Source organism: Streptomyces sp. NPDC002926, from assembly GCF_053591755.1.
On sequence record NZ_JBSFUK010000001.1, the window covers coordinates 700,880 to 723,813 of the forward strand.

Genomic DNA, 22,934 nt, shown 5'->3' on the forward strand with positions numbered 1-22,934 from the left:
GGGGGTGCTCGGGCCTGCTACAGGCCGTAGCGCTCGCGCGCCTCCTTCACGGCCGACGCAGGCACCTCGCCCCGCTTGGCCAGCTGGGCCAGCGCCGCGACCGTGATCGACCGCGCGTCGACGCCGAAGTGGCGGCGGGCCGCGTCACGCGTGTCGGAGAGACCGAAACCGTCCGTGCCGAGCGAGGAGTAGTCCTGCTCGACCCACTGGCTGATCTGGTCCGGGACCTGGCGCATCCAGTCGCTGACCGCGAGCACCGGGCCCGGAGCACCTTCCAGCGCCTGGGTCACGTACGGAATGCGCTGCTCGCCGCGCAGCAGCGCCTCGTCGCACTCCAGCGCGTCACGCCGCAGCTCGCCCCAGGAGGTCGCGGACCAGACATCGGCCGCGACTCCCCAGTCGGCGGTGAGCAGTTCCTGCGCCTCGAGGGCCCAGTGGATCGCCGTGCCGGACGCCAGCAGCTGCAGCCGCGGCGAGTCCGCGGACGTGGCCACGCCCTCCTTGAAGCGGTAGAGACCGCGCAGGATCCCCTCCTCGACACCCTCAGGCATCGGGGGCTGCGGCTTCGGCTCGTTGTAGACCGTCAGGTAGTAGAAGACGTTCTCGTTGTCCTCGGGTGCCTGGCCGTACATCCGGCGCAGACCGTCCTTGACGATGACGGCGATCTCGTACCCGAAGGCCGGGTCGTAGTTGAGCGATGCCGGGTTCGTGGCCGCGATCAGCTGCGAGTGGCCGTCCGCGTGCTGCAGGCCCTCGCCGGTGAGCGTCGTACGGCCGGCTGTCGCGCCGACGATGAAGCCCTTGCCGAGCTGGTCGGCGAGCTGCCACATCTGGTCGGCCGTGCGCTGCCAGCCGAACATCGAGTAGAAGATGTAGAACGGGATCATCGGCTCGCCGTGCGTCGCGTACGACGTGGCGGCGGCGATGAAGTCGGCCATGGCGCCGGCTTCGGTGATCCCCTCGTTGAGGATCTGGCCGTCCTTGGCCTCCTTGTAGTACATCAACTGGTCGCGGTCGACCGGCTCGTACGTCTGGCCCAGCGGGGAGTAGATACCGGCCGAGGGGAAGAGCGACTCCATGCCGAATGTGCGGGCCTCGTCCGGGACGATCGGAACCCAGCGCTTGCCGGTCTCCTTGTCCCGCATCAGGTCCTTCACCAGGCGTACGAAGGCCATGGTGGTGGCCATCTCCTGCTTGCCGGAGCCCTTTTCGAGCGCCTTGAAGCCGCGCTCCTCCGGCTCGGGCAGTGCCACGGCCTGCACCCGGCGGGCCGGGGCCGGGCCGCCGAGTGCCGCGCGGCGCTCGGTCAGATAGCGGACCTCGGGGGAGTCGGCGCCGGGGTGGCCGTAGGGCACCAGACCGTCGGCGAAGGCACTGTCCGGGATCGGGAGCCCGAGCAGATCACGCATGCCCTTGAACTCGTCGGTGGTCAGTTTCTTCATCTGGTGGTTGGCGTTCTTCGACTCGAAGCCCTTGCCGAGCGTGTAGCCCTTCACCGTCTGCGCGAGGATCACGGTCGGCGCGCCCTTGTGCTCGACGGCCGCCCTGTATGCCGCGTACACCTTGCGGGCCTCGTGGCCGCCGCGGGAGGTGTAGAAGCACTCGGCGATCTTCGCGTCGTCGAGCAGCTTCGCCAGCTCGACGAGCGCGGGTTCGGCGCCGAAGAAGTGCTCGCGGATGTACGCCACATCACGCGTCGCATAGGTCTGGAACTGGGCGTCCGGCACCTCGCGCAGCCTGCGTACCAGCGCGCCCGTGGTGTCGAGCCGGAACAGCTCGTCCCAGGCGGAGCCCCACAGTGTCTTGATGACGTTCCAGCCGGCGCCGCGGAACTGGGCCTCCAGCTCCTGCACCACACGGAAGTTGGCACGGACCGGACCGTCGAGGCGCTGCAGGTTGCAGTTGATGACGAAGGTCAGGTTGTCGAGCCGCTCACGGGCCGCGAGGGCGAGGGCGGCGGTCGACTCGGGCTCGTCCATCTCGCCGTCACCGAGGAAGGCCCAGACATGCGAGCCCGCGGTGTCCTTGATGCCGCGGTTGGCCAGATAGCGGTTGAAGCGCGCCTGGTAGATCGCGGAGAGCGGGCCGAGGCCCATGGAGACCGTCGGGAACTCCCACAGCCAGGGCAGCCGGCGCGGGTGCGGGTAGGACGGTAGTCCGTTGCCGCCCGCCTCCTGCCGGAAGTTGTCGAGCTGCTGCTCGGACAGTCGGCCGTCGAGGAAGGCGCGGGCGTAGATGCCGGGCGAGGCGTGGCCCTGGATGTAGAGCTGGTCGCCCGAGCCGTCGCCTTCCTTGCCGCGGAAGAAGTGGTTGAAGCCGGTCTCGTAGAGCCAGGCGGCGGAGGCGAAGGTGGCGATATGCCCGCCGACGCCGAAGCGGGAGCCGCGGGTGACCATGGCGGCCGCGTTCCAGCGGTTCCACGCGGTGATCCGGGCTTCCATCGCCTCGTCGCCGTCGAAAGCGGGCTCGGCGGAGGTGGGGATGGTGTTGACGTAGTCCGTCTCCAGCAGCCGGGGCACGGGGACACCGGCCCTCTCGGCGTGCTGAAGGGTGCGGCGCATCAGATACGCGGCGCGGTGAGGTCCTGCGTGCTCGGTGACGGCGTCGAGGGATGCCGCCCACTCGGCGGTTTCCTCGGTATCACGATCCGGGAGCTGGTCGAGCTCGCTCGGAAGCTTGCCTACGGGATCGGTCATGATCGCCGCCTTCCGGACAGGAGGGGGTGGAGATGAGGAGCCTTGTCTGGCAGGACAGGGCTGGGGGTACCCCCGACGCAGTCAGGGGAGGGTTGGTGAACCCGGCGCCAACTGTAAGTCCCTGATCGATGATCGATCAAAGCTTGTCGGGAAATTGGCATCCAGTGCCGCGAAATGGGGCACAGGGTGTCGCCGTGAAGTGGGGCGTATGGGGCGTTCCGGCGGGGGTGAGTCCCGGGCCCCACGCGCCCGGGACATCAATCCCCGTCCGCGATCGAGGCGCGGGGGCCGGGGCGGTGGCGCGGCCGGGGTGATGGCGCGGTCCGGCGCGGTGGCGCGGCCGGGCCGGTGATGCCGCCGTCGGAGATGCGCGGCGCCCGGTCAGGCGCGCGGAGCGCAGCCCAGGACGTGGGCCTTCACCAGCGGGCCGATCTCCGGGTCCTGGCGCCGGAACGCCTCGACCAGAGCCTGGTGCTCCTCGGCGTACGACTTCTGCACCGTGCCGAGCCACCGGATCGACAGCGCCGTGAACACCTCGATGCCGAGCCCCTCCCAGGTGTGCAGCAGCACGCTGTTCCCGGCGGCCCGCACCAGCTCCCGATGGAAGCCGACGGTGTGCCGCACCTGCGCGGCCGAGTCACCGGCCCGGTCGGCCTCGTACAGCGCGGCCACATGCGGCTCCAGCGCGGAACAGTCCTGGGCCAGCCGTGCGGCCGCCAGTTCGGCGGCGATCTGCTCGAGACCGGCCCGCACCGGATAACTCTCCTCGAGATCGGCGGCGGTGAGATTGCGCACGCGTACGCCCTTGTTGGGCGCGGACTCGATCAGCCGCAGACTCTCCAGCTCGCGCAGCGCCTCGCGCACCGGCGTCTGGGAGACCTCCAGCTCGGTGGCGATCCGCCGCTCGACGATCCGCTCCCCGGGCTTCCAGCGGCCGCTGACGATCCCCTCCACGATGTGCTCGCGGATCTGTTCGCGCAGCGAGTGGATGACGGGCGGGGTCATGAGTGCTCCTCCGGGGCGACAGGCACCCCTGACAATACGGCGGCCGTTGCCGGCAGGCTGCCCAAGGGTGCGCCGGAGCAGGCCTGATGAGTCCTCGCGAGTACGGCAGTGCCCCGCCCGGAGAGTTCCGGACGGGGCACTGTCGTACTGCTGGTGAGCCTTACAGGCCGAGCTCGACCTCGAACTCGCCCGCTTCCAGGATCGCCTTGACGGCCGTCAGGTAGCGGGCCGCGTCGGCGCCGTCCACCAGGCGGTGGTCGTAGGAGAGAGCCAGGTACGTCATGTCACGGATGCCGATGACGGTGCCCTCGGCGGTCTCGATGACCGCCGGGCGCTTGACGGTGGCGCCGATGCCCAGGATGGCGACCTGGTTCGGCGGCACGATGACCGTGTCGAACAGCGCACCGCGCGAGCCGGTGTTGCTGATGGTGAAGGTCGCACCGGAGAGCTCGTCCGGGGTGATCTTGTTGCCGCGGACCTTGCCCGCCAGCTCCGCCGTCTTCTTCGCGACACCGGCGAGGTTGAGGTCGCCGGCACCCTTGATGACCGGCGTCATCAGACCCTTCTCGGAGTCCACCGCGATACCGATGTTCTCGGTGTCGAAGTAGGTGATGGTGCCCTCGTCCTCGTTGATCCGGGCGTTGACGACCGGGTAGGCCTTCAGCGCCTGGGCCGCGGCCTTCACGAAGAACGGCATCGGGGAGAGCTTGACGCCCTCACGAGCGGCGAACGCGTCCTTGGCCTGGTTGCGCAGCTTCATCAGCTTGGTGATGTCGACCTCGACGACCGAGGTCAGCTGGGCCTGCGAGTGCAGCGCCTTCATCATGTTGTCGCCGATGACCTTGCGCATGCGGGTCATCTTGACCGTCTGACCGCGCAGCGGCGACGTCTCGAGGGCCGGGGCCTTCGAGACGGCGGCCGGAGCGGCGGCCGGGGCCGGGGCGGCGGCCTTGGCGGCCTCCGCGGCGGCGACGACATCCTGCTTGCGGATACGGCCACCGACGCCGGTGCCCTTGACCGCGGACAGGTCCACGCCGTTCTCGGCGGCGAGCTTACGGACCAGGGGGGTCACGTATGCGCCGTCGTCACCGGCGGGGGCGGCCGGAGTCACCGGGGCCGGAGCGGCAACCGGGGCCGGGGCCGGGGCGGGCGCCGGAGCGGCGGCCGGAGCCGGTGCCGGAGCAGCAGCGGGGACCGGGGCAGCCGGAGCGGGCGCGGCGGCAGGCGCGGCACCCGGGGCGCCGATCACTGCCAGCTTGGCGCCGACCTCGGCGGTCTCGTCCTCGGCCACCACGATCTCCAGCAGCACACCGGAGGCCGGCGCGGGGATCTCGGTGTCGACCTTGTCCGTGGAGACCTCGAGCAGCGGCTCGTCGGCCTCGACGGACTCGCCGACCTCCTTGAGCCAGCGGGTGACGGTGCCCTCGGTGACGCTCTCGCCGAGCGCGGGAAGGACGACGTCGGTACCGGTGGCGCCGCCCGCGGGGGCGGGGGCCGGAGCAGGCTCGGGGGCCGGAGCGGGCTCGGCCGGAGCGGGAGCCGCGGGGGCCTCCGCGACCGGGGCCGGAGCGGCGGGGGCCTGGGCCACCGCGGTCTCGGTCTCGGCAGCAGCCGGGGCCGCAGCGGCAGCGGGCGCGCCCGTGCCGTCGTCGATGACAGCCAGCTCGGCGCCGACCTCAACGGTTTCGTCCTCGGCGACCTTGATGGACGCGAGGATGCCGGCAGCTGGGGCGGGGATCTCGGTGTCGACCTTGTCGGTCGACACCTCGAGCAGCGGCTCGTCGGCCTCGACGCGCTCTCCCTCGGCCTTCAGCCAGCGGGTGACAGTGCCCTCGGTGACGCTCTCGCCGAGCGCCGGAAGGGTTACGGAAACCGCCATGGTTTCAGTTGCTCCTTACGAATGTGCGGAAGTGGTCGTCGCGCCCGGGACTACTAGTCATGGGAGTGCAAGGGCTTGCCGGCCAGGGCCAGGTGGGCCTCGCCGAGCGCCTCGCTCTGCGTCGGGTGCGCGTGGATCAGCTGCGCGACCTCGGCCGGCAGAGCCTCCCAGTTGTAGATGAGCTGAGCCTCGCCGACCTGCTCGCCCATACGGTCACCGACCATGTGGACGCCGACCACGGCACCGTCCTTGACCTGGACGAGCTTGATTTCGCCCGCGGTCTTGAGGATCTTGCTCTTGCCGTTGCCCGCGAGGTTGTACTTCAGAGCGACGACCTTGTCGGCCCCGTAGATCTCCTTGGCCTTGGCCTCGGTGATACCGACGGAGGCGACCTCCGGGTGGCAGTACGTCACCCGCGGCACACCGTCGTAGTCGATCGGAACGGTCTTCAGACCTGCCAGCCGCTCCGCGACCAGGATGCCCTCGGCGAAGCCGACGTGCGCGAGCTGGAGCGTCGGGACGAGGTCGCCGACCGCCGAGATCGTCGGCACGTTGGTCTGCATGTACTCGTCGACCAGGACATAGCCGCGGTCCATCGCGACGCCCTGCTCCTCGTAACCGAGACCGGCGGAGACCGGGCCACGGCCGACCGCGACCAGCAGCAACTCGGCGTCGAAGGTCTTGCCGTCGGCGAGGGTGACGCGGATGCCGTCCTGGGTGTACTCGGCCTTCTCGAAGAAGGTGCCCAGGTTGAACTTGATGCCGCGCTTGCGGAACGCGCGCTCAAGAAGCTTGGAGCTGCTCTCGTCCTCGACCGGCACGAGGTGCTTCAGACCCTCGATGACCGTGACATCGGTGCCGAAGGACTTCCACGCGGAGGCGAACTCGACGCCGATGACGCCGCCGCCCAGCACGATCGCGGACTGCGGGACGCGGTCCAGCGTCAGCGCGTGGTCCGAGGAGATGATGCGGTTTCCGTCGATCTCAAGGCCCGGCAGCGACTTCGGTACGGAGCCGGTGGCGAGAAGGACGTGGCGGCCCTGGACACGCTGGCCGTTGACGTCGACGGAGGTGGGGGAGGACAGCCTGCCCTCGCCCTCGATGTAGGTGACCTTGCGGGAGGCGATCAGACCCTGCAGACCCTTGTAGAGCCCCGAGATCACCTCGTCCTTGTACTTGTGGACGGCCTTGATGTCGATGCCCTCGAAGGTGGCTTTGACACCGAACTGGTCGGCCTCACGTGCCTGGTCGGCGATCTCGCCGGCGTGCAGCAGTGCCTTCGTCGGGATGCATCCGTTGTGCAGGCAGGTGCCGCCGACCTTGCCCTTCTCGATCAGGGCGACGTCCAGGCCCAGCTGAGCTCCACGCAGCGCCGCAGCGTAACCGCCGCTACCACCGCCGAGGATCACTAGGTCGAAAACGGTGCTGGCGTCGTTCGCCACGTCACGTCCTCCATGCATGTGCGCCGGTCGCCGGTCGTCGACGACCGGGCGGCGGCTGGTGTTCGGCCGCTGTATTTTCGGCCCTGTGGTGGGGGCCCTGTCCTGCCGAGAACCCATCTTCGCACTTGTTGACGGGAGGCGGGACGCGGGGCCGGGGTCTGAGACGGACGAACGACCGCCCCAAGGGGTTACAGGTCCGTACGAATGTACGGATTTCGTAGAAAGCGAAGAGGGAAACACCGACGGCCCCGGGCGTATGCCCGGGGCCGTCGGTGCCCGTCCTCAGCCCAGGTCGCCGGCGGCGGTGCGCTCGGCGAGCTTGACCAGGGTGCGGATGGCGGAACCGGTCCCGCCCTTGGGGGTGTAGCCGTACGGCGCACCCTCGTGGAAGGCCGGGCCCGCGATGTCCAGGTGGGCCCAGGTGATGCCCTCGCCCACGAACTCCTGCAGGAACAGACCGGCCACCAGGCCGCCGCCCATCCGCTCGCCCATGTTGGCGATGTCGGCGGTCGGGGAGTCCATGCCCTTGCGCAGCTCGGCGGGGAGCGGCATCGGCCAGGACTGCTCGCCGACCTCCTCCGCGATCTCGTGGATCGAGGTACGGAAGGCGTCGTCGTTCGCCATGATGCCGAAGGTGCGGTTGCCCAGCGCCATCACCATCGCGCCGGTCAGCGTCGCCACATCGACGATCGCGTCCGGGTTCTCCTCGGACGCCTTGGTGAGCGCGTCCCCGAGCACCAGGCGGCCCTCGGCGTCGGTGTTGAGCACCTCGACCGTCTTGCCGCTGTACATGCGAAGTACGTCACCCGGGCGGGTGGCCGAACCGGACGGCATGTTCTCGGCGAGCGCCAGCCAGCCGGTGATGTTGACCGCGAGGCCGAGCCGGGCGGCCGCGACGACAGCGGCGAACACCGCGGCCGCGCCGCTCATGTCGCATTTCATCGTCTCGTTGTGACCGGCCGGCTTCAGGGAGATGCCGCCCGAGTCGTAGGTGATGCCCTTGCCCACCAGCGCCAGGTTCTTGGCCGCCTTGGAGTGGGTGTAGGAGAGCTTCACCAGACGCGGCGGGTTCTGCGAACCCTGGCCGACGCCGAGGATGCCGCCGAAGCCGCCCTTGGCCAGCGCCTTCTCGTCGAAGACCTGCACCTTGATGCCGTGCTCCTTGCCGGCGGCGGTGGCCACGGCGGCGAAGGACTCGGGGTAGAGGTCGTTCGGCGGGGTGTTGACCAGGTCGCGGGCGCGGTTGATCTCCTCGGTCAGCGCGATCGCACGCTCGGCCGCGGCCTTGTACGCCTTGTCGCGCGGCTTCGCGCCGAGCAGGGCGATCTCGCCGAGCGGCAGCTTCGCGCCTCCGGCCTGGGAGGTGCCCCCGCCGTTCTTCGAGTTCTTCGCGTCCTTCTCGCCGCTCCGGTACGCGGTGAAGGCGTAGGCGCCGAGCAGAGCGCCCTCCGCGATGGCCTCCGCGTCCTCGGCCGCCTCGACCGGCAGGGCGAAGGCGGCCTTCTTCGAACCGGTCAGCGCACGGGCCGCGGCACCCGCGGCACGGCGCAGCGCCTCGGCGTCGTACGACTCGTCCTTCTCCGGGACCGGGCCGAGTCCGACCGCGAGGACGACCGGGGTCTTGAGGCCGGCCGGTGCGGGGAGCTTGGTCACTTCGCCCTCGCCACCGGTGGCGCCGAGGGTCTCCAGGACGGCGGCGAGTTTTCCGTCGAACGCCTTGTCCACGGCCTCGGCGCCCGGCGCGACGACCGGCCCCTTGGCGCCCTTCGCGACGCCGACGACGAGGGCGTCCGCGCGCAGTGTCGCCGCTCCGGCAGTGCTGAGAGTGAGAGCAGTCACGGTGGTGAAATCTCGCTTCCGTTGAGTCCAGGGCCGTAGAAGGGGATGGATCGACATCCCACGCCGGACAAGAGCCTACGCGCGGTCACATGCTTCGCTCACGGCGGCGGCAATTCACTCGTCCGTGGCGTCTCTCTCACGTTTTTCGCGAACTCCGGCGAGACCTCAGTCACACTCACGTCGTTCAGGCAAGGGAGCGAGGGGCTTCTTTGCGTCATCTCCACAGGTCCTCCGCATGTTTCTGTGCGCCGAGGGATCGTGCGAGGGGGGAAGTCATGGGGTTCCACGGAGTGCGCGCGGGCAGATCGGCCGCGGTGGCGCTGGCCGCCGGAGTGCTGGCGACGGCCGTTCCGTCGTCGGTCGCGGCAGCTGCCGCCGCGCCGGCGCCGCGCATCGATCTGACGGTACTCGTCGTCGACGACGGAGGGGGCGCGGTCGGGGCGATCGTCTCGGAGCTGAAGGACACCGGGGTGCCGTACCGGACGGTGCGCCTCGACGATCCGGGGCGTCCCGTCGTCGACGCCGCCTTTCTCAGCGACACCGTGAGCGGCCGGCCGCGAGCCAAGTACCAGGGCATCGTCGTCCCCGACGAGGATCCGTTCGGCGCGGACTCGACCGCCGGAGCCGCGGAGAACGCCGCGCTCTTCGCGTACGAGCGGACCTTCGGCATCCGCCAGGTCGACGCCTACACCTGGTCCCATCCGGGTGTAGGTCTGGAGTACGTCGACAACGGCGGCTACGCGGGGGTGCTCGACGGCGCGCAGAGCGCGGTCACCGCCGCCGGGCGTACAGGTCCCTTCGGCTATCTCGACGGACCGGTCCGGTTCGAGGACAACTCCGCTCTGGTCGCCGAGAGCTACGGCTTCGCCGGCAAGCCCAGGGAAGGCTTCACCAGCTATCTCGACACACCGGTCGGCGACGGCGCCGCCCGCGGCAGCCTGGTCGGCGAGTACGCCCACGACGGACGCAGCGAGCTGGTCGTCACGTTCGCCTACAACCAGTACCAGCGGCAGTTCCGGGTGCTGGCCCGCGGCATCGTCGAATGGCTCACCCGGGGCGTCCACCTCGGCCAGAGCCGCAGCTACTTCTCCGTGCACGTCGACGACGTCTTCGCGCCCGACGCCCGCTGGGACAAGGACCGCAACTGCACGCCCGGCGACATCGACTGTGGCGACGGGGGCGAGGAGACCACCGCCGACATCCGGATGACGGCCGCCGACGCGCAGTACGCCAGGCAGTGGCAGCAGACCAGCGGCTTCACTCTCGACATGGTCTACAACGCGGGCGCCGGCGAGGAGTGGAAGACCGAGCACGGCGGTACCGACGCGCTCGCCGCACAGCTGGTGGCCGACCGCGCGCAGTACCGCTGGGTCAACCACACCTATACGCACCTCTTCCTCGGCTGTGTCCAGGACGTCTCGGTCGTGCCGTGGCAGTGCGCCAAGGACACCGCGGGCAACACCCGGTGGACGAGCCGGGCCGACATCTCCGCGCAGATCCGCGACAACTACAACTGGGCCGTCGGCAAGGGCATTCCGACCGACCGCACCGAGCTGGTCACCGGCGAGCACTCCGGTCTCATGACCCTGCCGCAGCAGCCCCAGGACAATCCGAACCTCGCCGGGGCGCTGGCCGACAACGGCGTGAAGTGGGTCGCCGGCGACAACTCCCGCGAGCCGCAGCAGCGGAAGGCCGGAGCGGCGCTGACCGTGCCGCGCCACCCGATGAACGTGTACTACAACGTCGGCACCGCGGCCGAGATGGCGGACGAGTACAACTGGATCTACACCGCCGAGGGCGACGGTGGCAGCGGCGTCTGCGAAACAAACCCCGCCTCCACCTGCCTGGCCGAGCCACTGGACACCGCCACCGGCTACGCCTCGTACATCGTGCCGCAGGAGGCCCGTACCGCGCTGAGCCATGTCGTCGCCAACGACCCGCGGCCGCACTACGTCCACCAGTCCAACCTTGCCGAGGAGCGCATCCTCTACCCGGTGCTCGACAAGGTGCTGGCCGACTACCGCGCGCTGTTCGCCGACAGCGCCCCGCTCGTCAACCCGAGCCAGCGCGACGCGGGTACGGAGCTTCAGCGCCGGGCCGCCTGGAACAAGGCGCTCGCGGACGGCAGGGTGACCGCGTACCGCATCGGCTCCACCGTCACCGTGCAGGCGCCCTCGGGCGTGACCGCGCCGGTCACCGCCCCGGAAGGCACCCTTAAGCAACTGTTCCTGGGCACGGCTGTGTTCGGGACTCCGTACGCGGGAGCACGCTCGGCCTGGACCTCGCCCGAACTGCTCCAGTCGGCCGTCACGCTCAAGCTCCCGGCTTGAGCGCAGCCGACCGTCATCGCTGTCCAGGGGGGACAACATTCTGAGCCGCGGCAGTCATGTCACCATGCTCACCGAAGGCACCTATCCACACGTCCACGGGGGTGTGTCGACCTGGTGCGACCAGCTCGTACGCGGAATGCCGGAGGTCGACTTCAATGTCGTCGCCCTCACCGGCACCGGCCGTGAGCCGGTCACCTGGGAGCTGCCGTCGAATGTCTACCGGCACTCGGCCTTTCCTCTCTGGGGGCCGGTGCCGGGGCGGCGCCGGCCCCTCTTCGGGCCGAAGCGGCGCCGTTTCACCGACATCTACGAAAGCTTCCTGCTGTCGGTACTCGACCCGTCGGCGGGCTGCGACTTCGGCGCGGGACTGTACGAACTGGCGCTGCTGGCCCGCGCGGGACAGCTGTCGGAGGCACTGCGCTCGGAGTCCGTACTGCGCTCGCTGATGTGGATCTGGACCATGCCGCATCTGGAGATATCCGCGTCCCGGCCGACCGTGCACGACGCGCTGACCGCCACCGATCTGCTGGAGCACGCGCTGCGGCCGCTGGCGGTACGGATACCGGACGACTCGATCGCGCACGCCGTCAGCGCGGGGCTCGCCACGCTGCCCGCGCTCGCCGCGCAGCGCTTCGAGGGCGTGCCGTTCCTGCTCACCGAGCACGGCATCTATCTGCGTGAGCGCTACCTCGGCTACCGCGTCGAGGCGCAGCGCGCGCCGGTGAAGGCGCTGATGCTCGGCTTCTACCGGGAGCTCAACTCGCTGGGCTACCGGCGCGCCGATCTGATCACACCCTGCAATCGGTACAACCGGCGGTGGGAGGAGCGGGGCGGGGCGCCCGCGGACCGAATCCGCACCGTCTACAACGGCGTCGACCCGCACGCCTTCCCGCAGGCGGGCCCGGAGCCGGACGTGCCGACGATCTCCTGGGCCGGGCGGATCGACCCGATCAAGGACCTGGAGACGCTGATCCGGGCGTACGCCATGGTCCGCGCCGAACTGCCCGAGGTGCGGCTGCGGTTGTTCGGCGGCGTGCCGGCGGGCGGCGAGGCGTACCGGACACGGCTGGAGAAACTCGCCGCTGAACTGGGCGTCGTGGACGGCATCAGCTGGGAGGGGCGCGTCAGCGATGTGTCGCGCGCCTATGCCTCGGGAAGCGTGGTGCTGCTCTCCAGCATCAGCGAAGGGTTCCCGTTCTCACTGATCGAGGCGATGTCGTGCGGCCGCGCCACGGTCTCCACGGACGTGGGCGGAGTACGGGAAGCGGTCGGCGACACAGGGCTTGTGGTGCCGCCGCGCGAGCCCGCGCTGATGGCGGAGGCGACGATGGGGCTGCTGCGGGACCCCGAACGACGGGCCGGCCTCGGCGGGCGGGCGCGGCAGCGGGTCGTGGACCAGTTCACGCTGCGCCGTTCGGTGGACGGTTTCCGGCGTATCTACCTCGAGCTGGCGGAGGGCCTGCCCGGGGCTGAGGACGCGGACATCCGGCAGGCCACCGAGTGGGCGCTGGGATGAGCGGGCCGCTCTGGCAGGGACCCGGCCAGCAGGTCGACACGCTGCCGGTGCTGCCCCGGCAGCGGGGCGGCCGCGCCGCCGATCCGCTGGACGAACTCGCGGTCCGTCTGGAGGAGCTGGTCGCGGCGGCCGTCCATCCGGACGAGATCGCCGCGATCCTCGAGTCCGACGGCATGACGGACGACCACATTCGCCTCACATACGGCCGCGAGGACTCCTTCACGCTCGCCGAAGAGCTGTACGCCCGGATCCCGCGCCGCTACCCCGAGCCGCCGGGCCCGCCCGTCGACCCATGGCACGTGGGGCTGCTCGGCTGCCTGTTGCGCGGCCTCGTCTTCGCACTGCCGGGCCTTGCCTATGTGCTGGGAGCACCGCTGCTGCGGGGCGCTGGCCTGGCCCCGCTGCTCGCGGGCGCGCTGACCGGCTGGGTGTGGAACCAGGCGTTCTCGCACCGCGCCTACTCCTGGCTGGGCCTGGGCGACCGCGAGGCGGCCGCCCGCGCGCTGCTGACGGGCGCTCCGGCGGGCGCGCTGCTGGGCTCGGCGACGGCGGCGATCGCGGCGACGGTGTCGTCAGGCCCCGGCCAGTGGCCCGCGGCGGCGTTCGCGTCGGCCCAGGCGCTCTATCTGGCGGCGGCGACGGTCCTGCTGGTCCTGGGCCGCGAACGGGCGCTGCTCTGCGCGCTGTTACCGATGACGGCGGGTGCCGCACTGGCACTGTCGTACGACCTGGCGGTACCGCTGCGGACGGGTTTGCTGCTGCTGTCGCTGGTGTGCGCGGTGGTGCTGGCGGGGGCCACGCTGGCGCGATGCATCCCGGGTTCGCGGGAGCGGCAGCCCTCTGCCGGGGCTTCGCCCCGAACCCCGCTCCTCAATTGGCACAGGTGGGGCTTGTCTTCACCATCGCGGGCGGGGCTGAGGGCCGCCCGCGCGGACGGGTCCTCCCGCCGGACGGGCGGGGAAATCCAGCCGGTCCGGCCATGGAGCACACGGCGGCGCCGCCGGGACACGCGGGCCGCTCCCCGCGTCGCCGCCTCCCTCCCGTACGGGCTCTTCGGGCTCGGCACCGGCGTCCTCGTCCTCTACACCGCACTCGGCGATGTCCTCGCCGGCGGCCCCGGCGCGGTCGTCTCCGCGCCCTCCGCCGTGGCGCTGACGCTCAGCATGGGGCCGGCCGAATGGCTGCTGCACCGCTTCCGCGGCGGGAGCCTCGCCGGGCTGCGCGCGAGCACCACTTCACGCGCCTTCCGGCGCGGCGCCGCCGCCGTGCTCGCCGAGTGTCTCGCCGGATATCTCACCGTTCTGTTCGTCCTCGCCGTCGCGGGGACGGTGCTGTGGCCCGACGCCCCCGCGCTCGGCGGCGGGCGCCTCGCCACGCTGCTGCTCATAGGGACAGTGCTGTGGACCGGGCTGCTGCTCCAGTCGTTCGGCGCGGTGCTCCGCGCGGCCGCGGTGTGCGTGGCTGCGGCCCTGGCGCAGGCGCTGGCCCTGCTCACCGGCACGGGCGGCCCCGGGCTTGTCGGGCTCGTTGTCGCGGCGGTGGCGGCGGCGCTGCTGGCGGGGATGGTCTGTGTTCTGCTGGGCCGTGCGAGCGCCCACCGCGTATGAGGAACGGTTTTGTGAAGAGACTGCTGGTGCCGTACTACGAGCATCCCGCCGAGCAGCCCGAAGCCTGGGACACGCTCATCGCCGCCGCGCCCCGGCTCTACGGCGTGGTGATCAACCCCGCCAGTGGCCCCGGCGCGGCCGCCGACCCGGAGTTCGCGGCGGTCGCGGAGCGGCTGCGCGGGGCCGGGGTCCGGGTCCTCGGCTACGTCGACACCGATTACGCGCGCCGCCCGCACGCCGCCGTCGTACGGGATCTGCTGCGCCACCGTGACTGGTACGGCGCGGACGGTGCCTTCCTCGACCAGGCATCCGCGGACCCCGACGCGCTGCCCCACTACCGCCGCCTCGCGGTCGCCGCCCGCGCGGCGGGAGCCCGCACGCTCGTCCTCAACCACGGTGTCCACCCCGACCCGGCCTATACGGAACTCGCCGAGCTGCTGGTCACGTTCGAGGGCCCCTGGGACACCTACCGCAGCCTGATCGTCCCGCTGTGGACCGCGGCCCACCCGCCGGAGCGGTTCTGCCATCTGGTGTACGCGGCCCCGCCCGAAGCCCGCGCCGCCGCCGCCGTCCACTGCCTTGTCCCGGGAGCCGGGGCTCACCCCTGGAGCACCCTCCCGTCCGCACTGGAGCCGTCCCGGTGAGACGCGTACGCCCGGTGAGACGCGTACTCCCCCTGCTCGCGCTGCTTGTCCTGTTGCCGGCGGGCTGCACCGACCATTCCGACCATTCCGACGGGAAGCCGCCTGCCGAGCGCTGGCAGCCGGAGCCGGGACTGGCCTGGCAGTGGCAGCTCAGCGCCCGTCTCGACCCGGCCGTGGACGTACCGGTGTACGACATCGACGGCTTCGACCACCCGAAGTCCGCCGTCGCCGATCTGCACCGCCGCGGCCGCAAGGTCATCTGCTATCTCTCCACCGGCGCCTGGGAGGACTTCCGCCCGGACGCGGCGAAATTCCCCAAGGAGGTCCTCGGCCGCGGCAACGGCTGGGACGGTGAGCGCTGGCTCGACATCCGGCGTACGGACATCCTCGGACCGCTCATGGCCGAGCGCATGGACATGTGCCGGGACAAGGCCTTCGACGCCGTCGAGCCCGACAACATGGACGCGTACGCCAACCGCACCGGCTTCCCCGTCACCGCCACCGACCAGCTCCGCTACAACCGCATGATCGCCGGCCTCGCCCACGACCGGGGCCTGGCCGTCGGCCTCAAGAACGATCTCGACCAGATCCCGCAGCTGGTGGGGGACTTCGACTTCGCCGTCAACGAGCAGTGCGCGGAGCACGACGAGTGCGAGGCGCTGACACCGTTCATCCGCGCGGGCAAGGCGGTCTTTCATGTCGAGTACGAGCTGGACACAGGCGACTTCTGTGCCGAGGCCCGGCGGCTGAAGCTGAGCTCGATGCTGAAGAAGTACGAGCTCGGGGTGTGGCGCAAGCCCTGTTAGAGCCGGCGGACACCCGGAGCCGGAGGACAACACAGTGCGCGAGCGCCCGTCCGAGGGCCACGGAAGGGTGAAACCTAGCCGAGCACCAGCGCGACGAGCGCCGCCGTCGCCGCCGTCTCGGCCAGCGCGCCGAACACATCGCCCGTCACCCCGCCGAAGCGGCGAACGCAGTGGCGCAGCAGCAGATGCGCCGCCACGAGTCCGGCTGCCACCGCCAGTGCGTGGTGCACTGCGCCGTACGCGCCGAAGAGCGCGCCCGCCGCCGCGCAGACCGCGGTGACCACCGCGGCCACGGCCAGTGCGACCGGTACCGGAACGACTTCCGCGACCGCCGCACCGAGGCCCTCCGGGCGGGCCGCGGGCACGCCCGTGCGGGACGCGAGGGTGAGGGCGAGGCGGGCGGTGACCCCGGAGACCGCCGCCGCGACCGCGCCGTGCGCCCAGCTCTGCCCGTACAGCCCGGTCAGTGCCGCGCATTGGGTGAGCAGCACGAACAGCAGGGTGATGACCCCGAACGGGCCGATGTCCGACTGCTTCATGATTCGCAGTGCGTCCTCGGCGGGCTTGCCGCTGCCGAGGCCGTCGGCCGTGTCCGCGAGACCGTCCAGATGGAGGCCGCGGGTGAGGGCTGCGGGAACGGCGGCCGTGGCCACCGCTGCGAGCAGCGGGCCCGACCCCAGCAGCATCAGCAACCCGCCGAGAGCCGCCGCGAAAACGCCGACGACCAGTCCGGCCAGCGGCGCGCAGAGCATTCCGTCGCGTGCCGCCGCACGGTCCCAGCGGGTGACGCGGACCGGCAGCACGGTCAGCGTGCCGAAGGCGAAACGTATGCCGTCCATGGAGTCCTTCACCGGGGGCCGGCGGTCGTCCACCGGGTGAGCGCAGTATCGCGCGAAGGGTAGCCCGGCCGGACTGACGGTAAATTGCGCATAACGCGCGAATCGGGAGCGGGTGGCATGGGTCACTGGTTTTACCGCAACATCGTCGAGCCGGGGAAGCTCCCGATGCTGCTCGCGCTGGCCTCCTTCATGCTCACCTTCCTGGTGACGCGCACGGTCACCCGGCTGATCAGGGCAGGCCGGGGGCCGTTCAAGAACATCACGCCCGGCGGCATGCACATCCACCATGTCGTCCCCGGCGTCATCCTGGTCGTGATCGGCGGCTTCGGGGCGGTCGGCAACGGCCGGGACGGCCCCGCCGCCGTGGTCTTCGCGATCCTCTTCGGGATCGGCGCGGGCCTCGTGCTCGACGAGTTCGCGCTCATCCTCCATCTCGACGACGTCTACTGGACCGAGCAGGGCCGACAGAGCGTGGAGGTCGTGGTGATCGCCTCGGCCCTGGCGCTGCTGGCACTCGGCGGCTTCTCGCCGCTCGGCGTGGACCAGCTCACCCCCGACGAACGCCAGGACCGCGCCTCGCTGATCCTGACGCTGGCGTTCAACTTCCTCTTCGTGATCATCGCGCTCTTCAAGGGCAAGCTGCGGATGGCGCTCATCGGCACGCTCATCCCGTTCGTGGCGATCTTCGGTGCGCTACGGCTGGCCCGGCCCGGCTCGCCCTGGGCCCGCCGCTTCTACCGCAACCGCCCCAAGGCGCGTGCCAAGGCCGGGCTGCGCTCCTTCCACCACGACCGCCGCTGGGACCGGCCGCGCCGCAAGCTTCAGGACCTGATCGGCGGGGCTCCCGACCGGCTTCCGGTGCGCAAACGCTGACGCCTGAGCCGCAGCCGCCGGCGCAGCGCCGAAAGCCCGCACACCGCCAGCACCGCCGCGATCGCCGCCAGATGCTCCTTGCCCGCGAGATTGTTCTTGAAGAGCACCTCGCCGACCATCAATAGAGCCACCAGCACCGCCGTGCACCAGGCCCGGTAGCGCCAGCAGACGAAGACCGCGAGGCCGACGACCGCCGCCGACGGGCCGGTGTCGACGACCACGGCGTCCGAAGCGGGAAGCCCGAAGAGGCCCTCGGGATCGAGTGAGACACCGATCCGTGCGTACGTCGTGCCGGCCAGCGTCGACACATACGCGATCACCAGCGTCCGCCACCGGCCCAGAGTGATCTCCGCGATCCCGAAGACCAGCAGGACCTGTGCCAGCGCACCCCACACCGGCAGATCCAGCGCCGGGACGAACAGCGACAGCGGGGTACGCAGCAACGCCAGCCAGAGCGGGTCATCGGCCTTCACGAAGCCGAGGTTGCGCACCGGGCCGATGCCCCAGGACTGGTTCTGCACCAGCTGGAACACGGCCGTGAGACAGACCGCCCCGAGCGTCATCGGGATCGCCCGCCACTTCCTGGTGACGAGCGCCCTGCGCACGGTCACGTACAGCGGCCCCCACTCACAGCGGGCGAACGCGCTCACCGGGTTCAACGCTTGGTCTCCAGGTGTCTGCGGTGCAGCCACTTGGGCAGTCCCGGCGCCTCGAGGAAGCCCTCGGCGCGGCCTGCCGCCAGGCCGATGCGCAGCAGGTCGGCGCTCTTTTCGAAGAGCATGAAACGTGGCTCCCAGATCGGTCGGTACTTGGCGTTGGCGCGGTACAGCGACTCGATCTGCCACCAGCGGGAGAAGAAACTGAGAAGCGAGCGCCACAGTCTCAGCACCGGACCGGCGCCGAGCTTCGAGCCACGTTCGAAGACCGATCTGAACATCGCGAAGTTCAATGACACCTGAGTGATCCCGATCTCCCTCGCGCGCTGCAGGAGCTCGATGACCATGAATTCCATCAGGCCGTTCTCGGAGCCCCGGTCACGCCGCATAAGATCGAGCGAGAGCCCCTTGGGGCCCCAGGGCACAAAGCTCAGCACCGCCCGCAACTCGCCCTGGCCGTCCGTGCACTCGAGCATTACGCAGCGGCCGTCGCCGGGATCGCCGAGCCGCCCCAGCGCCATCGAGAAGCCGCGCTCGGTGGCCCCGTCGCGCCAGTCGTCGGCGCGGCCGAGCAGTACGGCCATCTCCTCGGGCGGGATGTCCTCGTGGCGGCGGATCCGCACCTCGTACCCCGCGCGCCCGACTCGGTTGTAGGCCTGGCGCACGGTCCGCATCGCGCGGCCGTCCAGAGTGAAGTCGTCGGTCTCCACGATCGCCTCGTCGCCGAGCTCCAGGGCGTCCAGACCGTGCCGCGCGTAGATCGTCCCTGCCTCCTCGCTCGCGCCCATCACCGCGGGGATCCAGCCGTGTTCACGCGCCTCGGCCAGCCAGGGGTCGATCGCGCCGGGCCATGCCTCCGGGTCGCCGATCGGGTCGCCCGAGGCGAGCGACACCCCGCCCACCACGCGGTACACGACGGCGGCCTTCCCGGTCGGTGACCAGACGGCGCTCTTCTCGCGGCGCAGCGAGAAGTAGCCGAGCGAGTCACGGTCGCCGTGGCGCTGCAGCAGGACGCGCAGCCTCTCCTCGTCGTCCTCGGTGAGCGCGTCGACGGCCCGGCGGGAGCGGAAGGCCGCGTACAGCACGGCGAACAGCAACAGTGTGGAGAGCACGTTGATGGTGACGTTGACCCAGCCGGGCGTGCTGATACCGGCGATGTGGGAGTCGTCCGCGGCGAGCGAGACCAGCCGCATCAGGCCGTAGTACCAGCGCTCCAGGAAGGTGGACCGGCCGGCCGCGGTATTGGTGACGGTGACGAGTATCGCGGCGAGCAGCGAGGTGACCAGGAGCCCGCCGACCGCGACGGCCGCGGCCAGCTTGGGGTTGGAACGGTCGCCCTTCGCGTAGAACTCCCGCCGGCCGAGCACCAGCGCGAGTACGAAGGCGGCGGTCAGGACGAGCGAGATCCAGTTCTGCGCGTGCTCCCGGATTTCGGGGTCGACGCCGAGCGCGAGAACGAAGAGCAGCAGGAAGAGCCCGGCCAGTACCAAGTTGAGGATCCAGGCGGCGCGCTTGCGGCGGCGCATGGTGATGGCCAGGAAGAGCGTGAAGGCGCCGGAGGCGAAGCCCGCGGTGAGCAGATACGGCGTGAAGTAGTCATCGATGTTGTGCCGCCGGAGATCCTGGAGGAGAGAAACCCACACAGCACTCAGGAGGTTGATGAACGCGACGGCGCGCAGATACCAGACGGCGAACGTCGCGCTGCGCCGCGAACGGACGGTGCTTCGGCTCGTACTGCGGCTCGCCTCTTCGCTGGACAAGCGGACCTCTCCCATGAAACGCGATGATATGGGGCATCACGCATCAAGGTGGGCGAGGGTGCGGCCGCCCGGTGGTGGCGGCCGCACCGACGCGTCAGTCCGTGTCGCTCTCCACCGGCTCCGTACGCTCCGGCAGTTCGGCCGCGAGCACGGCCGAAGCCTGCACGAGGGGGAGCGCGAGCAATGCCCCGGTTCCTTCCCCCACAGTGACGCCATGATCGAGCAGCGGGTTGAGCGCCATCCGGTCCAGCGCCTTCGTCTGCGCGGGTTCGCCGCTCACCTGACCCGCGAGCCACCAGTCCGGCGCTCGGAACGCCGCCCGCTGGCCGACCAGCGCACACGCCGCCGAGACCACTCCGTCGAGGATCACGGGCATCCGCCGTACGGCACTCTGCAGCAGGAATCCGGTCGTCGCGGCCAGATCCGCGCCGCCCACCGTCGCCAGCAGCTCCAGCTGATCGCCGAGCACCGGCCGGGCGCGCCGCAACGCGTCCCGGATCGCCGCGCACTTGCGCATCCAGGCCAGATCGTCGATTCCGGCGCCGCCGCGGCCGGTGACCACGGAGGCGTCCGTGCCGCACAGCGCGGCGATCAGCGTGGCGGCGGGCGTGGTTCCGCCGACACTCAGATCGCCGAGGACGACCAGGTCGGTGCCCGAGTCGGCCTCTTCGTCGGCGATCGCCATACCCAGGCGTACGGCCTGCTCGGCCTCCTCGACGGTCAGTGCGTCCTCGACGTCGATACGTCCGCTGCCGCGGCGCACCCGATGACGTACGACCTCGTCCGGCAGCAGTTCCGGATCGCAGTCCAGACCGGCGTCGACGATCCGCACCGGCACGCCCATCCGGCGGGCCAGTACGGCGACGGGGCTCGCGCCCTCCAGCGTGGCGCGCACCAGCCGGTGCGCGGAGCCGGACTCCCGCCCGGAGACACCTAGTTCGGCGACCCCGTGATCACCGGCGAACAGCACGACGCGCGGCTGGTCGATGGCCTTGACCGGCACGGAGGCCTGCGCGGCCGACAGCCACTCACCCAGCTCATCGAGACGGCCGAGGGAACCGGGCGGAACAATCAGCCGCTCGCGGCGCTCTTCGGCGTCACGCCGCATACCGTTGTCGGGGCGCTCGATCAGGTCGGAGAAGTCATCGAGATTCAGCCTGCTCATTCGCCGAACAGTACAGTCACCCGGTCTTGCGGTGCGGTGGGCCGGGGGGCGTTGGTGGTTGTTCCTCGTGGGCGGCCGGGAGGCGCCCCGGCACCTGGTGCCGAGTTGGGGTGGTCAGCCGCGGAGGACGAGGGCCTGGCCCGCGACGACCAGCAGGACGTGTTCGCACTCGGCGGCGAAGGCGGCGTTGAGACGCCCCAGTTCGTCGCGGAAGCGGCGGCCCGACGCGGTGGCGGGGACGACGCCGCTGCCGACCTCGTTCGTCACGGCGACGACCGTGCGCGGGGTATGCCGTACCGCGGCGACCAGTTCGGCGACGCGCGCGTGCAGCGTGTGCTCGCCGTCCGCCGCCCACTTGGCGTCGTCCCACGCGCCCACCCGGTCCATCGCGTCGGTGAGCCAGAGCGAGAGACAGTCGATCAGCATCGGCGGCCCGTCCTCGGCGAGCAGCGGTACGAGATCGCAGGTCTCCACGGTGTCCCAGGCCCCCGGGCGGCGGTCGCGGTGAAGGGACACCCGGGCCGCCCACTCGGGGTCGCCGTCCCTGCTGCCGCTCGTCGCCACGTACAGCACCTCGGCGAAGGTCTCGAGCCGGCGCTCGGCCTCCACCGACTTGCCGGAGCGGGCGCCGCCGGTGACCAGGGTGCGGCGCGGCACATCCGGTACGGCGTGGTACTCGCCGACGGTCAGCGTGGTCCCGTCGGGCACGGCCCGCGCGCCCGCGGCCGCGAGTCGCCGGGAGAGTTCGGGGCCGCCGGGCACGTCGTGGTCGAGGTGTACCGCGATGACATCGGTGCTCGATCCGATCGCGCCGGCGGCGCGCAGCCGCGCGATCGCGTCCGGCCGCCCCACGACATCGGCGACGACCATGTCGTACGCGGCCCGCCCTTCGGCGAGACCGGCAGGCGCTCCGCCGGGGGGCAGATAGAGGAGCCGCTCGCCTTCCAGAGAGGTCACCTCGTACCCCGTGCCCGGGTTGTCCATCGATACGGCACGCACCCGGTGCCCGCTGATCAGCGTCAACTCCTGTCCGTCCGGGACCCGTCCCGCCGCGGGCAGCCCGGCGGGCAGCTCCACGGGGGGCCCGTCGTGCGGATGCGTCAGCAGCACCTGCCGCACGCCGACGAGTGAGCGCCCCGCCCGAGCGGCGGCCATGGCGGCGCCCGGGGTGAGGTCGAGCAGCAGCGCGCTGTCGACGAGCAGCGAGGTGGCGGCACGGGCGAGCGGGCCGCGGGCGGTGGCGCAGGCGGCGCACGGGCAGTCGGGCCGGGGGAGTCCGGCGGGGGCGCCGGTGCCGAGCAGAGTGAGTTCCACGCTCACGATCCTCCCGCGTCACCGCGGGGCGTGCGCGCCCGGCTACGCTGCGGGCAGCAAGGAGATCACTGGTGGGCCTTGGGAGGCGGACATGGCATGGACGTGGCGTTTCGAGAAGTCCGACGGGACGGAGGTCCAGCCGGCGGTGCAGCCGGAGGAGTTCACGACGCAGGGGGACGCGGAGTCGTGGATCGGTGAGTTCTGGAAGGACCTGCTGGAGGGCGGGGCGGACCAGGTGATCCTGTCGGAGGACTCGACGAAGATCTACGGCCCGATGAGCCTGCACGCGAACGAGGCGTAGCCCGCGGGTCCTCGCGGGGGCGGGTCCCTTGCGGGGGCGGGCCGGTGCTGGTCCTCGCGGGGGGCGGGTCCCTGGCGGGTGCGTGGGCGTGACTGGCGCCGGGGTGCGGGTGCCTTGCGGGGTGCGGGTTTTGGGTGCCTGGGCGTGTCCGGTCTTGGGCCGGTGGTCGTCCGGGGTCCGCTCCGGGGCTCGTGTCCGGGACTGCTTTCCTCACCGCGCTTCGCGCGAGTTGCGACGCTTTACGTCCCGGACACGACCCCTG

The 22,934-nt window shown here is 71.0% G+C and carries 17 protein-coding genes; 7 read left to right on the forward strand and 10 right to left on the reverse strand.

Translation table 11 applies throughout. The features are described from left to right. Positions 1–17 precede the first annotated feature (17 nt). The 5 genes from aceE to ACWDZ6_RS03135 form a co-directional block, all read right to left on the reverse strand. Positions 18–2,696 (reverse strand): pyruvate dehydrogenase (acetyl-transferring), homodimeric type, encoded by a 2,679-nt coding sequence (gene aceE, locus ACWDZ6_RS03115; RefSeq protein WP_451501437.1) that lies wholly within the window; start codon positions 2,694–2,696, stop codon positions 18–20. 381 nt (positions 2,697–3,077) lie between these two features. Beyond that, complete coding sequence (locus ACWDZ6_RS03120) at positions 3,078–3,701, reverse strand: GntR family transcriptional regulator (RefSeq protein ID WP_326649454.1); 624 nt, start codon at positions 3,699–3,701, stop codon at positions 3,078–3,080. 160 nt (positions 3,702–3,861) lie between these two features. Continuing rightward, on the reverse strand, positions 3,862–5,580 hold the full coding sequence (sucB, locus tag ACWDZ6_RS03125) for a 2-oxoglutarate dehydrogenase, E2 component, dihydrolipoamide succinyltransferase (RefSeq protein ID WP_451501438.1): 1,719 nt from the start codon (positions 5,578–5,580) through the stop codon (positions 3,862–3,864). Between the two features lie 53 nt (positions 5,581–5,633). After that, entirely contained in the window at positions 5,634–7,022 is a 1,389-nt protein-coding gene (gene lpdA / locus ACWDZ6_RS03130; RefSeq protein WP_326649452.1) for a dihydrolipoyl dehydrogenase, read from the reverse strand. A gap of 282 nt (positions 7,023–7,304) precedes the next feature. Continuing rightward, positions 7,305–8,861: a leucyl aminopeptidase gene (locus tag ACWDZ6_RS03135; protein ID WP_366735180.1), complete on the reverse strand. Its 1,557-nt coding sequence runs from the start codon at positions 8,859–8,861 to the stop codon at positions 7,305–7,307. A 275-nt stretch (positions 8,862–9,136) separates the two neighbouring features. Here ACWDZ6_RS03135 and ACWDZ6_RS03140 point away from each other — a divergent pair, with 275 nt between their 5' ends. The 5 genes from ACWDZ6_RS03140 (at position 9,137) to ACWDZ6_RS03160 (ending at position 15,764) form a co-directional block, all read left to right on the forward strand. After that, positions 9,137–11,191 (forward strand): hypothetical protein, encoded by a 2,055-nt coding sequence (locus tag ACWDZ6_RS03140; RefSeq protein ID WP_451501439.1) that lies wholly within the window; start codon positions 9,137–9,139, stop codon positions 11,189–11,191. Between the two features lie 64 nt (positions 11,192–11,255). Then, entirely contained in the window at positions 11,256–12,707 is a 1,452-nt protein-coding gene (gene pelF, locus ACWDZ6_RS03145; protein ID WP_451501440.1) for a GT4 family glycosyltransferase PelF, read from the forward strand. Further along, positions 12,704–14,314 carry a hypothetical protein gene (locus tag ACWDZ6_RS03150; RefSeq protein WP_451501441.1) on the forward strand — a complete coding sequence of 537 codons (1,611 nt, stop codon included), beginning with the start codon at positions 12,704–12,706 and terminating at the stop codon, positions 14,312–14,314. Before pelF ends, ACWDZ6_RS03150 begins: the two co-directional genes overlap by 4 nt. Beyond that, positions 14,311–14,958, forward strand: a complete 648-nt coding sequence (locus ACWDZ6_RS03155; RefSeq protein ID WP_366735184.1) for a spherulation-specific family 4 protein — start codon at positions 14,311–14,313, stop codon at positions 14,956–14,958. The genes ACWDZ6_RS03150 and ACWDZ6_RS03155 overlap by 4 nt, the downstream gene beginning before the upstream one ends. Positions 14,959–14,972: 14 nt before the next feature. Further along, positions 14,973–15,764: an endo alpha-1,4 polygalactosaminidase gene (locus tag ACWDZ6_RS03160; RefSeq protein WP_451501477.1), complete on the forward strand. Its 792-nt coding sequence runs from the start codon at positions 14,973–14,975 to the stop codon at positions 15,762–15,764. A gap of 74 nt (positions 15,765–15,838) precedes the next feature. On the opposite strand, the gene ACWDZ6_RS03165 is transcribed toward ACWDZ6_RS03160, so the two are convergent. Beyond that, positions 15,839–16,603, reverse strand: coding sequence for an adenosylcobinamide-GDP ribazoletransferase (locus tag ACWDZ6_RS03165; RefSeq protein WP_451501442.1), 765 nt, complete (start codon positions 16,601–16,603; stop codon positions 15,839–15,841). 117 nt (positions 16,604–16,720) lie between these two features. Here ACWDZ6_RS03165 and ACWDZ6_RS03170 point away from each other — a divergent pair, with 117 nt between their 5' ends. Beyond that, the gene (locus ACWDZ6_RS03170) at positions 16,721–17,476 is read left to right on the forward strand and encodes a hypothetical protein (protein ID WP_366735186.1); all 756 of its coding nucleotides are present in this window, start codon (positions 16,721–16,723) and stop codon (positions 17,474–17,476) included. Here the strand turns inward: ACWDZ6_RS03170 and ACWDZ6_RS03175 are convergent. From ACWDZ6_RS03175 to ACWDZ6_RS03190, 4 genes are all read right to left on the reverse strand, one after another. Beyond that, the gene (locus ACWDZ6_RS03175; protein WP_451501443.1) at positions 17,425–18,126 is read right to left on the reverse strand and encodes a hypothetical protein; all 702 of its coding nucleotides are present in this window, start codon (positions 18,124–18,126) and stop codon (positions 17,425–17,427) included. The genes ACWDZ6_RS03170 and ACWDZ6_RS03175 overlap by 52 nt on opposite strands. A gap of 5 nt (positions 18,127–18,131) precedes the next feature. Further along, positions 18,132–19,907 (reverse strand): phosphatidylglycerol lysyltransferase domain-containing protein, encoded by a 1,776-nt coding sequence (locus tag ACWDZ6_RS03180; protein ID WP_451501444.1) that lies wholly within the window; start codon positions 19,905–19,907, stop codon positions 18,132–18,134. Between the two features lie 79 nt (positions 19,908–19,986). Further along, positions 19,987–21,048 (reverse strand): nicotinate-nucleotide--dimethylbenzimidazole phosphoribosyltransferase, encoded by a 1,062-nt coding sequence (cobT, locus tag ACWDZ6_RS03185; RefSeq protein WP_326655164.1) that lies wholly within the window; start codon positions 21,046–21,048, stop codon positions 19,987–19,989. Positions 21,049–21,171: 123 nt separating this feature from the next. Then, positions 21,172–22,371: a bifunctional adenosylcobinamide kinase/adenosylcobinamide-phosphate guanylyltransferase gene (locus ACWDZ6_RS03190; protein WP_451501445.1), complete on the reverse strand. Its 1,200-nt coding sequence runs from the start codon at positions 22,369–22,371 to the stop codon at positions 21,172–21,174. Between the two features lie 91 nt (positions 22,372–22,462). Between ACWDZ6_RS03190 and ACWDZ6_RS03195 the strand changes: the two genes are divergently transcribed. After that, a complete protein-coding gene (locus ACWDZ6_RS03195; protein ID WP_326649434.1) occupies positions 22,463–22,672 on the forward strand; it encodes a hypothetical protein in 210 nt (69 codons plus the stop codon). Positions 22,673–22,934: the final 262 nt, after the last annotated feature.

Excerpts from the sequence above, each read along its gene's own strand:
- ACWDZ6_RS03165 (WP_451501442.1), bottom strand. The coding sequence starts at position 16,603 with ATGGACGGCATACGTTTCGCCTTCGGCACGCTGACCGTGCTGCCGGTC.
- ACWDZ6_RS03170 (WP_366735186.1), top strand. The coding sequence starts at position 16,721 with ATGGGTCACTGGTTTTACCGCAACATCGTCGAGCCGGGGAAGCTCCCG.
- ACWDZ6_RS03150 (WP_451501441.1), top strand. The coding sequence starts at position 12,704 with ATGAGCGGGCCGCTCTGGCAGGGACCCGGCCAGCAGGTCGACACGCTG.
- ACWDZ6_RS03195 (WP_326649434.1), top strand. The coding sequence starts at position 22,463 with ATGGCATGGACGTGGCGTTTCGAGAAGTCCGACGGGACGGAGGTCCAG.
- ACWDZ6_RS03180 (WP_451501444.1), bottom strand. The coding sequence starts at position 19,907 with ATGGGAGAGGTCCGCTTGTCCAGCGAAGAGGCGAGCCGCAGTACGAGC.
- sucB (WP_451501438.1), bottom strand. The coding sequence starts at position 5,580 with ATGGCGGTTTCCGTAACCCTTCCGGCGCTCGGCGAGAGCGTCACCGAG.
- ACWDZ6_RS03120 (WP_326649454.1), bottom strand. The coding sequence starts at position 3,701 with ATGACCCCGCCCGTCATCCACTCGCTGCGCGAACAGATCCGCGAGCAC.
- ACWDZ6_RS03140 (WP_451501439.1), top strand. The coding sequence starts at position 9,137 with ATGGGGTTCCACGGAGTGCGCGCGGGCAGATCGGCCGCGGTGGCGCTG.
- pelF (WP_451501440.1), top strand. The coding sequence starts at position 11,256 with ATGCTCACCGAAGGCACCTATCCACACGTCCACGGGGGTGTGTCGACC.
- ACWDZ6_RS03155 (WP_366735184.1), top strand. The coding sequence starts at position 14,311 with ATGAGGAACGGTTTTGTGAAGAGACTGCTGGTGCCGTACTACGAGCAT.
- aceE (WP_451501437.1), bottom strand. The coding sequence starts at position 2,696 with ATGACCGATCCCGTAGGCAAGCTTCCGAGCGAGCTCGACCAGCTCCCG.